At 51.1% G+C, this 10,404-nt stretch carries 12 protein-coding genes; 6 read left to right on the top strand and 6 right to left on the bottom strand.

Annotated features, from left to right (window positions below; translation table 11 throughout):
- Positions 1-397: 397 nt before the first annotated feature.
- Positions 398-880 carry an SsrA-binding protein SmpB gene (smpB, locus tag FDX09_RS23600; RefSeq protein WP_043017973.1) on the bottom strand — a complete coding sequence of 161 codons (483 nt, stop codon included), beginning with the start codon at positions 878-880 and terminating at the stop codon, positions 398-400.
- 154 nt (positions 881-1,034) lie between these two features.
- Between smpB and ratA the strand changes: the two genes are divergently transcribed.
- A complete protein-coding gene (ratA, locus tag FDX09_RS23595) occupies positions 1,035-1,478 on the top strand; it encodes a type II toxin-antitoxin system toxin RatA (protein WP_038642770.1) in 444 nt (147 codons plus the stop codon).
- Positions 1,462-1,758 carry an RnfH family protein gene (locus FDX09_RS23590; RefSeq protein WP_038642768.1) on the top strand — a complete coding sequence of 99 codons (297 nt, stop codon included), beginning with the start codon at positions 1,462-1,464 and terminating at the stop codon, positions 1,756-1,758. Before ratA ends, FDX09_RS23590 begins: the two co-directional genes overlap by 17 nt.
- A gap of 50 nt (positions 1,759-1,808) precedes the next feature.
- On the opposite strand, the gene bamE is transcribed toward FDX09_RS23590, so the two are convergent.
- From bamE to nadK, 3 genes are all read right to left on the bottom strand, one after another.
- Entirely contained in the window at positions 1,809-2,153 is a 345-nt protein-coding gene (gene bamE / locus FDX09_RS23585; RefSeq protein WP_003826401.1) for an outer membrane protein assembly factor BamE, read from the bottom strand.
- Positions 2,154-2,302: 149 nt separating this feature from the next.
- Complete coding sequence (recN, locus tag FDX09_RS23580; RefSeq protein WP_137347947.1) at positions 2,303-3,964, bottom strand: DNA repair protein RecN; 1,662 nt, start codon at positions 3,962-3,964, stop codon at positions 2,303-2,305.
- An 85-nt stretch (positions 3,965-4,049) separates the two neighbouring features.
- On the bottom strand, positions 4,050-4,928 hold the full coding sequence (nadK, locus tag FDX09_RS23575) for an NAD(+) kinase (protein ID WP_038642764.1): 879 nt from the start codon (positions 4,926-4,928) through the stop codon (positions 4,050-4,052).
- A 122-nt stretch (positions 4,929-5,050) separates the two neighbouring features.
- Between nadK and grpE the strand changes: the two genes are divergently transcribed.
- A complete protein-coding gene (gene grpE / locus FDX09_RS23570) occupies positions 5,051-5,644 on the top strand; it encodes a nucleotide exchange factor GrpE (protein ID WP_038642760.1) in 594 nt (197 codons plus the stop codon).
- Positions 5,645-5,693: 49 nt separating this feature from the next.
- Here the strand turns inward: grpE and FDX09_RS23565 are convergent, their stop codons facing one another.
- Together FDX09_RS23565 and FDX09_RS23560 are read right to left on the bottom strand one after the other, a co-directional pair.
- On the bottom strand, positions 5,694-6,983 hold the full coding sequence (locus FDX09_RS23565; RefSeq protein WP_038642758.1) for an HlyC/CorC family transporter: 1,290 nt from the start codon (positions 6,981-6,983) through the stop codon (positions 5,694-5,696).
- Positions 6,984-7,001: 18 nt separating this feature from the next.
- Complete coding sequence (locus tag FDX09_RS23560) at positions 7,002-7,793, bottom strand: inner membrane protein YpjD (RefSeq protein WP_042313291.1); 792 nt, start codon at positions 7,791-7,793, stop codon at positions 7,002-7,004.
- Positions 7,794-7,959: 166 nt separating this feature from the next.
- On the opposite strand from FDX09_RS23560, the gene ffh reads away from it, so the two are divergent.
- The 3 genes from ffh (at position 7,960) to rimM (ending at position 10,387) form a co-directional block, all read left to right on the top strand.
- The gene (gene ffh / locus FDX09_RS23555; RefSeq protein ID WP_006687321.1) at positions 7,960-9,321 is read left to right on the top strand and encodes a signal recognition particle protein; all 1,362 of its coding nucleotides are present in this window, start codon (positions 7,960-7,962) and stop codon (positions 9,319-9,321) included.
- Between the two features lie 250 nt (positions 9,322-9,571).
- Entirely contained in the window at positions 9,572-9,820 is a 249-nt protein-coding gene (gene rpsP / locus FDX09_RS23550; RefSeq protein WP_003031228.1) for a 30S ribosomal protein S16, read from the top strand.
- 18 nt (positions 9,821-9,838) lie between these two features.
- Positions 9,839-10,387 (top strand): ribosome maturation factor RimM, encoded by a 549-nt coding sequence (gene rimM / locus FDX09_RS23545; RefSeq protein WP_003031230.1) that lies wholly within the window; start codon positions 9,839-9,841, stop codon positions 10,385-10,387.
- Positions 10,388-10,404: the final 17 nt, after the last annotated feature.

Here is a 10,404-nt window from a genome sequence, read left to right as displayed (position 1 = left end):
ATAGTTCTTTCGTATTAGATGATATAGTCAGAAAGAAAACTTTCTGCAATGTCCAGATATTAAAAACATATGGTGATATTTTTCATCGAAATGAGTTAAACGTTTCGATAAATAGGTTTTATTTATAAGTTGCTGTAATTGTTGTTTTTGTTATTTATTGTTAATAATAAACAACAGTAATAATAATGCTATTTTGAAAGATGAAAAATAGCGCGTGGGAGTACTTGAAGTTTTATTTTATTGGACTACTGCTTGCCTGCAGGCTGGGGTTCGTATTTTTAACTGAACGATTCAGCAATGGAATCTATAATTACTATGAATGTATTGTGCGGCTTTCAATAACTAAAAAATAAAGGCCAGTCATCATGATGATAGACTGGCCACAGAGAAAAGAAGGTTATCGCCCGGCATTTTTCATAATACGTGCTTTATCCACCTGCCATTCGCGTTCTTTCACGTCGGAGCGCTTGTCGTGTTGTTTCTTACCTTTGGCGACGCCAATTTTTACTTTACACCAGGCGTTCTTCCAGTACAGCGACAGTGCTACTACGGTATAACCATCCCGATTCATACGACCATACAAAGAGTCGAGTTCGCGCTGGTTTAACAGTAGCTTACGGGTACGGGTGGGATCGCATACCACGTGTGTTGAGGCAACGGCCATCGGTGTGAAGTTGGCGCCAAACAGGAACGCTTCGCCGTCTTTGAGTATAACGTAGCTATCGCCGATGTTAGCTTTACCTGCGCGCAAGGATTTGACTTCCCAGCCCTGCAGAGCGAGTCCTGCTTCGAACTCTTCTTCGATAAAGTATTCGTGTCGTGCGCGTTTGTTAAGCGCGATTGTGGCTGAGCCAGGTTTGTGTGCTTTTTTCTTCGTCATAATGCCGCTCAGTATAGGTAATCTGGAATCGAAAAACACCCCATTTCATCCAGCGGGGCGCAAGGCGCTATCTTAGCACGAGTTGGGCTATAGCGTTTTTTTTAGCGAGTGATAAATGGTATTATTTGTGTGATTGATATTGATGGAAATTGTTATGCCTCAGATTAGCCGGACCGCTTTAGTACCTTACAGTGCGGAGCAGATGTATCAGTTAGTGAATGATGTTAAATCCTATCCCCAGTTTTTACCGGGGTGCACCGGTAGCCGCGTACTGGAGTCGACTCCGGGACAAATGACTGCCGCAGTGGATGTCTCCAAAGCAGGGATTAGCAAAACGTTCACCACGCGTAACCAACTGACCAGTAACCAGAGCATCCTGATGCATCTGGTCGATGGACCGTTTAAGAAACTGATTGGCGGCTGGAAGTTTACGCCGTTAAGCCAGGACGCGTGTCGCATTGAGTTTCATCTCGATTTCGAGTTCACGAATAAACTCATCGAGCTGGCGTTTGGCCGCATCTTTAAAGAGCTGGCTTCGAATATGGTGCAGGCTTTCACGGTTCGCGCGAAAGAGGTTTACAGTGTCAGCGTCGGCTAAAATTGTCGTTGAAGTGGCATATGCGCTGCCCGAAAAACAGTATTTACAGCGCGTAACGCTGCAGCAGGGCGCAACGGTGGAAGAGGCTATCCGCGCTTCCGGGCTGCTGGAATTGCGTAATGATATCGATCTCAGCAAAAATAAAGTGGGCATCTACAGCCGTCCGGTAAAGCTTGCTGATGTTCTGCATGACGGCGATCGGGTGGAAATTTATCGGCCGCTGATTGCCGATCCCAAAGAGCTGCGCAGGCAGCGAGCAGAGAAATCCGCTAAAAAATAACAGACAATAAAAAAGGTGCTCATTGAGCACCTTTTTTTGATCTCTCAAACCTACTTGTTGTCGGTCAGGGCAGGTTTGTTATCAATGTTGGTCAATACGCCGCTGCTGTTAAAGGTCAGCGTCAGCGTTTGCTGAGTTACGCCTTCATGTCCAGGTTGCTGACGGAACACATAGAACCAGGTGTTTGTGCCAAAAGGATCGGACATCATCGGGGTACCCAGAGCATAAGCAACCTGCTGTTGCGTCATGCCTGTACGCACTTTGGCGACATCGGTCGGTGTCAGATAATTTCCCTGGTTGATGTCAGGACGGTAAACCACTCGCTCCAGAGTGGAACAGCCTGCAGTCAACATCAGTAGTACTGCTGCAGCAGCAGTCAGCGTTTTACAGCGCATAGTGATTTGATTCCTTTTCGGGCCCGAGCAGTACGCGGCTCATATGTAATATGCCGATGATAATAGACCTTTCACCACTTTAAAACCTTTTGCTGTCGGGTCGGTCGGCGATTTTATGTTGAACTCAGACCTTCACAAGGGAAAAAAGTTTATGCCGCCAGCAGTTCTTTTGCGTTTGCGAGGGTATTGCGCGTGACTTCGCTTCCGCCAAGTAAGCGGGCTAACTCCTGCAGACGCGCGCGTTTATCAAGCGGCTGCATGTGTGTTTCCGTCATTGCGCCGTCAGTTTCCTTGCTGACATAGAAATGTTGATGACCACAACCAGCAACCTGCGGCAGGTGAGTTACGCACATAACCTGGGTTGATTCCCCCAACTGACGCAGCATTTTGCCCACGACCGCAGCCGTCGGACCGCTGATGCCGACATCAACCTCATCGAAAATCAGCGCCGGGGTTTCCATTTTACGTGCGGTAATAACCTGAATAGCCAGAGCGATGCGCGACAGCTCGCCGCCAGAAGCAACTTTCGCGATCGGCTGTAACGGCTGACCCGGGTTAGTGGTAACTTTAAACTCCACGCGATCGGCGCCGTCAGCGCTCAGATGATGCTCATCAAATTTTACATCAATGCAAAAGAGACCATGCGGCATCGAAAGGGTATGCATACTCTCGGTAATGAATTGTCCCAGTTCCTCTGCATAATGCTGGCGCTGTTGGTGCAACCTTTTTGCTGTTTCCAGCGCCTGCTGGTGGTGATTGTTCACCGCCAGGGTTAAGGTTTCGAGCGAGTCGGCCTGATCGTCAAGTTGCTGTTGCTCATCTAACAAAGACTGATAGAACTGCGGCAACGCTTCCGGGGAGACGTGATGTTTACGTGCCAACGAGATTTGCTTTGAAATACGCTGCTCAAGTTCGAACAAACGGTTAGGGTCTAAATCCAGACGATCGCAATAGTGGCGCAGTTCATCGCTGGCTTCACTGAGCTGAATGGTTGCCTCTTCCAGCATATCCAGGATACCGGAAAGTTTGCCGTCCATGCCTGCGAGTTCAGTGACCAGGTGCTTTGCGGTGTACAATTGGCTCTGCAGATTGATGTCTTCGCCATCCGCGAGGATAGCCAGCGCCTGCTGGCTGGTGGTGAGCAATTGCCCGCTGTTAGCCAGACGCTTGTACTCTTCATCAATTTGCTCAAACTCGCCCGGCTGCGGGTTGAATTCGTTCAATTCTTTTAGCTGATATTGCAACAGTTCCGCCCGTGCTGCGCGTTCCTGACTTTGTTGCTGATGATGCGCCAGATCGCGGCAGCTTTGGTGCCATAGCTGATAGCGCGCGGTCATTTCCTGGGTCAGGGATGCTTCATTGGCGTAACCATCAAGCAGGAATTTTTGGTGTTCGGATTTCGTCAGAAGCTGGTGCGCGTGCTGGCCGTGGATTTGAATCAGCAACTGGCCCAGCTCACGAAGCTGTGACAGCGGAACGGCGGTACCGTTAATAAAGCCACGGGAGCGGCCGTCGCTGCTGATCACGCGACGCAGCAAGCACTCACGGCCATCTTCAAGCTGGTTCTCTTCCAGCCAGCGCAGAGCTGCTGGGGTGTCTTTTAAGGCGAAACGGGCGCAGAGGTCGGCTCGCGCAGCGCCTGCGCGCACCATGTCAGCGTCTGCGCGCCCGCCCAGGCACAAACCGAGAGCATCAATGGCAATGGACTTACCCGCACCTGTCTCACCGGTGATGACGGTCATGCCGTTCTGGAAATCGATCTCAAGTTCACGAACGATAGCAAAATTGCTGATGGTCAGTTGTGCCAACATAGCTGTTTTCCTGTATGAAAAACCATAACTGTAATTACATACAGTATAAACTGGTTTTTTATACAGTAAAGAGGTTGGCGTTAAATTAGAATAATTTTTTTGACCAGCCCAGTTTTGTACTTAATGTATTGAAATAGCTGTAATCTTTTGGATGTATCAGGTTCAGATGATAATCACAGCGGCGGATCAATACGTCTTCCCCTTCCTGTATCGGCAGGGCGATTTGGCTGTCGCAGCTGATCTCCAGATCGCTACGGCGATGAGAAAAGCGCAGGCGAATGGTGCTGCTGCTATTGATTACCAACGGACGCGCAGAAAGCGTATGCGGGAACATCGGTACCAGCGTAATAGCATCCAGAGATGGCGTCAGAATTGGGCCTCCGGCAGAGAGCGAGTAGGCGGTAGAGCCGGTAGGCGTGGAGATAATTAGCCCGTCGGAACGCTGAGAGAAGGCAAAGATTTCATCGATATACACTTCGAACTCAATCATGTGCGCCACTTTGCCTGGATGCAGTACCACTTCGTTGATTGCGGTGCTGATGCGCTTCTGGCAATCCTGCTGGCATACCTGGGCTTCGAGTAAAAAGCGTTTTTCGCTGATGTAGTGGCCTTCCAGCACGTCGGCTAATTGTTGGTGGGCATTGTCTGGATCGAGGTCGGTGAGGAAACCGAGGTTACCACGGTTAATGCCGATAACCTTGATGTCATAACGTGCCAGGGTACGCGCAGCGCCCAGCATATTGCCGTCGCCACCGACGACTACGGCGAGGTCTGCCTGCTGGCCAATCTCCGCGAGCGTACCGGTTTTCACATTTTTCAGCTGTAGCTCGTGAGCGATTTGTTGCTCCACGATAACCTCATAACCTTTGGTGCACAGCCAACGGTAGAGCATTTCATGTGTTGTCAGTGCAGTGGGGTGACGTGGATGCCCCACAATGCCAATACACTTGAAATGATTGTTCATTTTCTCGAGGTCCTTGTAACGAAGATTAGTGACAATGTGAGTACTTCCCTTGAAACCCTGAATCTTATCCCCATAATAATCCAGGTTAGCGAGATGAATGCGAAAAAAACGCGGAGAAATTCATGAGTAGTAAAGAACAGAAAACGCCTGAGGGGCAAGCCCCGGAAGAAATTATCATGGATCAGCACGAAGAAGTTGAGGCGGTTGAACCAGACGCTTCTGCTGAGCAGGTGGATCCGCGCGATGAAAAAATTGCGAATCTGGAAGCTCAGCTTGCTGAGGCCGAAACTCGCGAACGCGACAGCGTGTTGCGTATCAAAGCGGAAATGGAAAACCTGCGTCGTCGTACCGAACTGGACGTAGAAAAAGCGCATAAATTTGCGCTGGAAAAATTCGTCAACGAGCTGCTGCCGGTGCTGGACAGTCTGGATCGTGCGCTGGAAGTAGCGGACAAAGACAATGATGCGATGGCACCGATGATTGAAGGTATTGAGCTGACGCGTAAGTCAATGCTGGATGTGGTGGCGAAGTTTGGTGTGCAGGTGGTTGCGGATATCGATGTGCCGATGGACCCGAACGTGCATCAGGCCATTGCAATGGTAGAGTCTGACGACGTTGCTGCCGGTAATGTGCTGATGGTCATGCAGAAAGGCTATACCCTGAACGGACGTACCATCCGTGCGGCGATGGTCTCCGTGGCGAAAGCCAAAGGCTAATCAGCCTCGGGCCGGGTAATGCTGATGCGCTACCCGGTCCGGACTCCTCTCACTGGTCCGATACGCTCTCGCGCAGCGGTGTAACCGGCAACACTTGTACCTGTTTGATCATATTGTCCTGCACGTCGAGAATATCGATATCGTACTGCCCAATACGCACTCGCGTGCCGGCAACCGGGATCTCTTCCAGCGCTTCAAGAATAATACCGTTCACGGTACGTGCGTCATCCTCCGGCAGGTGCCAGTTAAACGCCTTATTGATTTCACGAACGTTGGCACTGCCGTCAATGATCACTGAGCCATCATTCTGCGGCGTCACCTCTTCGGCAAGCGTCGGTGACATTGACGTGGTGAAATCGCCGACAATCTCTTCCAGAATATCTTCGACCGTGACCAGCCCCTGAATATCGCCATATTCATTGACCACCAGACCCACTTTCTTCTTATTGCGCTGAAATTTAATGAGCTGGGTGCTGAGGGGCGTACCTTCCGGGACGTAATAAATTTCGTCAGCCGCGCGTAACATGGTCTCTTTGGTGAACTCTTTTTTCTCCGCCATTAATCGCCAGGCTTCGCGTACGCGCAGCATACTGATGGCATCGTCGAGTGAGTCGCGGTACAGCACAATACGACCGTGGGGGGAGTGCGAAAGCTGGCGCACGATTGATTTCCAGTCGTCGTTAATATCAATGCCGATGATTTCACTGCGCGGCACCATGATGTCATCGACGCTGACTTTTTCCAGATCCAGCACGGACAGCAGCATATCCTGATTACGACGTGAGATTTGGGAGCGTGATTCATTCACCAGCGTTCGCAGTTCATCTTTACTCAGCGAACCGCTCACCACGATATCCGTTTTGATACCCATCATGCGCATCAGCAGACGGGTGATGGTATTAAGCAACCAGACCAGCGGCATCATGATGATTTGCAGGGGGGCCAGCAAAAAACTGCTCGGGTAGGCGACTTTTTCTGGATACAGCGCGGCAATGGTCTTTGGCAGTACTTCGGCAAAAACCAGCACCACAAACGTTAGCACCCCGGTGGCGATGGCGACGCCGGCATCGCCATACAGGCGCATACCGACAATCGTGCCAAGCGCGGAGGCCAGAATATTCACCAGGTTATTCCCGATCAGTACCAGGCTTATCAGGCGATCCGGCTTGCGAAGTAACTTTTCAACGCGTTTTGCCTGACGATTACCCTGCTTGGCCCGATGCCGCAGACGATAGCGATTCAGAGTCATCATTCCGGTTTCAGAACCGGAAAAATAGGCGGAAATGACCACCATGATGAGAAGCGTGACAATGAGCGTGGTGGTGGAGATGTGTTCCACGTAGGGTTCCTTAAAGATTTAACTCACGAACTGCTGCAGTATACGGCTGCCGAAATAGGCCAGCGTCAGAATGACTGCGCCTGCGACGTTAAACCATACGACGCGACGTCCGCGCCAGCCTTCATGGTAATGCCCCCACAACAGAACGATATAGACAAACCATGCCACGATAGAAAGAACGGCTTTATCAATATTTTCAGTACTGAACAGGTTATGCATGTAAAACAGGCCAGTACACAGAGTGAGCGTCAGCAGAACCACGCCGATCTGGGTGATATGAAACATTTTCCGCTCAATGCTCATCAGTGGTGGCATTTCATTACTGAACGCCAGTTTTTTGTTTTTCAATTGATAATCGATCCAGGCCAGCTGTAGTGCATACAGCGCGGCGATAATCAGCGTGGCGTAAGCAAACAGCGATAGCCCGATGTGAATCATCATGCCCGGTGTCGCTTCGAGATGGGTGATGAACTCGTTAGGCATAAACGTCGCGAAGGCGAGGTTGATCAGAGCAAAGGCGTAGACAATGGGCAGTAATAGCCAGCCACGGTTGCGTGAAGCGACGATAGTCATTACCGTGCAGATCATCAGGCTAACCAGCGAGCCAACGTTCAACAGGCTCAGGTTTTGTCCGCTTTCACCGCCGGGCAGGATACGCGCTTCCAGGGCGATAGCATGGCTTACCAGCGCGACGACCGCAGAAAGAATAGCCATACGCCGCCAGCCGCTGTTTTTTTGCAGCAGAGCGGGAATAATCAGCGCGAGGCTGACTGAGTAGGCGACAAGGGCGAGCAGAGCAAAAACGGGCATATTAGGTGTCGACAGTTGGCCAGTGATAAAGAAAAGCAGTATAGCGTTACGTGACCGCTGCTCCAACCGTTGCATAACAACAAAGGCGGCTTCATGTTATACTGCGACAAATTTCTGTTGATGTGTCGCTGTCGCGACCGACCGTTTCCACCCCAGGCGAGAGACAATGTTTGATAATTTAACCGATCGTTTGTCGCGCACGCTGCGCAATATCAGTGGCCGTGGACGCCTTACTGAAGACAACGTTAAAGAGACGCTGCGCGAAGTGCGCATGGCGCTGCTGGAGGCTGACGTAGCGCTGCCGGTAGTGCGTGAGTTTATCAATCGCGTAAAAGAGAAAGCGGTTGGTCATGAAGTTAACAAAAGCCTGACGCCGGGTCAGGAATTCGTCAAGATTGTCCGTAACGAGCTGGTTGCGGCAATGGGCGAAGAAAACCAGACCCTGAATCTGGCTGCTCAGCCGCCTGCCGTCGTGCTGATGGCGGGCTTGCAGGGGGCAGGTAAAACCACCAGCGTGGGTAAGCTGGGGAAATTCCTGCGTGAGAAGCACAAGAAGAAAGTGCTGGTGGTCTCCGCGGACGTTTATCGCCCGGCGGCGATTAAACAGCTGGAAACGCTGGCCGAGCAGGTTGGTGTGGACTTCTTCCCGTCGGATGTCGGTCAAAAACCGGTCGATATCGTCAACGCCGCGCTGAAAGAAGCCAAACTCAAATTCTACGACGTGCTGCTGGTGGATACCGCCGGTCGTCTGCACGTTGACGAAGCGATGATGGACGAAATCAAACAGGTCCACGCTTCTATCAAGCCGGTAGAAACGCTGTTTGTCGTCGATGCGATGACCGGTCAGGATGCCGCCAATACCGCAAAAGCCTTTAACGAAGCGCTGCCATTAACCGGCGTGGTGCTGACCAAAGTTGATGGTGATGCTCGTGGCGGTGCGGCGCTTTCTATTCGTCATATCACCGGCAAGCCGATTAAATTCCTCGGTGTCGGCGAGAAAACCGAAGCGCTGGAGCCGTTCCACCCGGATCGTATTGCTTCACGTATTCTCGGCATGGGCGACGTGCTGTCGCTGATCGAAGATATCGAAAGCAAAGTTGACCGCGCGCAGGCAGAGAAATTAGCCAGCAAGCTGAAAAAAGGCGACGGCTTCGATCTCAACGATTTCCTTGAGCAGCTCAAGCAGATGAAAAACATGGGCGGTATGGCAAGCCTGATGGGCAAACTGCCGGGTATGGGGCAGATCCCTGACAATGTGAAATCGCAGATGGACGATAAAGTGCTGGTGCGTATGGAAGCCATCATCAACTCGATGACGATGAAAGAACGCGCTAAGCCGGAAATCATCAAAGGTTCCCGTAAACGCCGTATTGCTACCGGCTGCGGTATGCAGGTACAGGACGTTAACCGCCTTCTGAAACAGTTCGACGACATGCAGCGCATGATGAAGAAAATGAAGAAAGGCGGGATGGCGAAGATGATGCGGAGTATGAAGGGGATGATGCCGCCAGGCTTCCCGGGCCGCTAATTTCCCGGCCAGGCTCACTTGCTACTTCGGCACCGGGGTGTGCTCGAAATGCTCACGTACTGCGTGTACGCTCCGCTTTCTGCGCGCACGCCGACGCCAAACTGGCTGCAACGGTCACGCCCTGGAATCAAGCTTCATCACATGTTGATTGCTTTTTTCCCAGAAATCAGTAAAATTTTCGGGCTTTTAATATGACACCGGGTCCCTTCCCTCGATGGGGCCCGGTGTTTTATTCACACAAGAGGATGTTATGGTTACTATTCGTTTAGCTCGTCACGGCGCTAAAAAGCGTCCGTTCTACCAGGTTGTTGTCACCGACAGCCGTAATGCACGCAACGGTCGCTTCATCGAGCGCGTTGGCTTCTTTAACCCAATCGCTAGCGAAAAAGAAGAAGGCACTCGCCTGGATCTGGATCGCATCGCTCACTGGGTTGGCCAGGGCGCGACTATTTCTGATCGCGTAGCTACGCTGATCAAAGCAGCAAACAAAGCAGCTTAATCTGTCACGGTGGTCATGATGAGCAAGCAACTCGCCGCGCAGGCTCCTGTGGAACCCATCGTTTTGGGGAAAATGGGGTCTTCTTACGGTATTCGTGGTTGGCTCAGAGTGTTTTCTTCCACTGAAGACGCCGAAAGCATTTTTGACTATCAGCCCTGGTTTATCCAGAAGGCGGGTCAGTGGCAGCAAGTACAGCTGGAAAGCTGGAAGCACCACAATCAGGATCTGATCATCAAGCTGAAAGGCGTTGACGATCGTGATTCGGCGAATCTACTGACCAATTGTGAAATTGTCGTGGATTCCTCGCAGTTGCCAGCGCTGGAAGATGGTTCCTACTACTGGAAAGACCTTATGGGCTGCCAGGTAGTGACCACTGAAGGCTACGATCTCGGTAAAGTCGTCGATATGATGGAAACCGGTTCGAATGACGTTATCGTCATCAAGGCAAACCTGAAAGATGCGTTTGGTATCAAGGAACGTCTTGTACCGTTCCTCGATGGGCAGGTTATCAAGAAAGTCGATCTCGCTACTCGTACTATCGAAGTAGATTGGGATCCTGGTTTTTAAACCACCGGATAAACGGT

This window comes from Citrobacter sp. wls717, from assembly GCF_005280955.1.
Lineage (GTDB): Bacteria > Pseudomonadota > Gammaproteobacteria > Enterobacterales > Enterobacteriaceae > Citrobacter > Citrobacter werkmanii.
Note: the sequence above shows the minus strand (reverse complement) of the source record. Positions and strands in the feature narration are given on the sequence as shown.

Bases quoted from the DNA above. Each gene is read 5' to 3' on its own strand.
- smpB (WP_043017973.1), bottom strand. From the start codon at position 880: ATGACGAAGAAAAAAGCACACAAACCTGGCTCAGCCACAATCGCGCTT.
- ratA (WP_038642770.1), top strand. From the start codon at position 1,035: ATGCCTCAGATTAGCCGGACCGCTTTAGTACCTTACAGTGCGGAGCAG.
- bamE (WP_003826401.1), bottom strand. From the start codon at position 2,153: ATGCGCTGTAAAACGCTGACTGCTGCTGCAGCAGTACTACTGATGTTG.
- recN (WP_137347947.1), bottom strand. From the start codon at position 3,964: ATGTTGGCACAACTGACCATCAGCAATTTTGCTATCGTTCGTGAACTT.
- nadK (WP_038642764.1), bottom strand. From the start codon at position 4,928: ATGAACAATCATTTCAAGTGTATTGGCATTGTGGGGCATCCACGTCAC.
- grpE (WP_038642760.1), top strand. From the start codon at position 5,051: ATGAGTAGTAAAGAACAGAAAACGCCTGAGGGGCAAGCCCCGGAAGAA.
- FDX09_RS23560 (WP_042313291.1), bottom strand. From the start codon at position 7,793: ATGCCCGTTTTTGCTCTGCTCGCCCTTGTCGCCTACTCAGTCAGCCTC.
- ffh (WP_006687321.1), top strand. From the start codon at position 7,960: ATGTTTGATAATTTAACCGATCGTTTGTCGCGCACGCTGCGCAATATC.
- rpsP (WP_003031228.1), top strand. From the start codon at position 9,572: ATGGTTACTATTCGTTTAGCTCGTCACGGCGCTAAAAAGCGTCCGTTC.
- rimM (WP_003031230.1), top strand. From the start codon at position 9,839: ATGAGCAAGCAACTCGCCGCGCAGGCTCCTGTGGAACCCATCGTTTTG.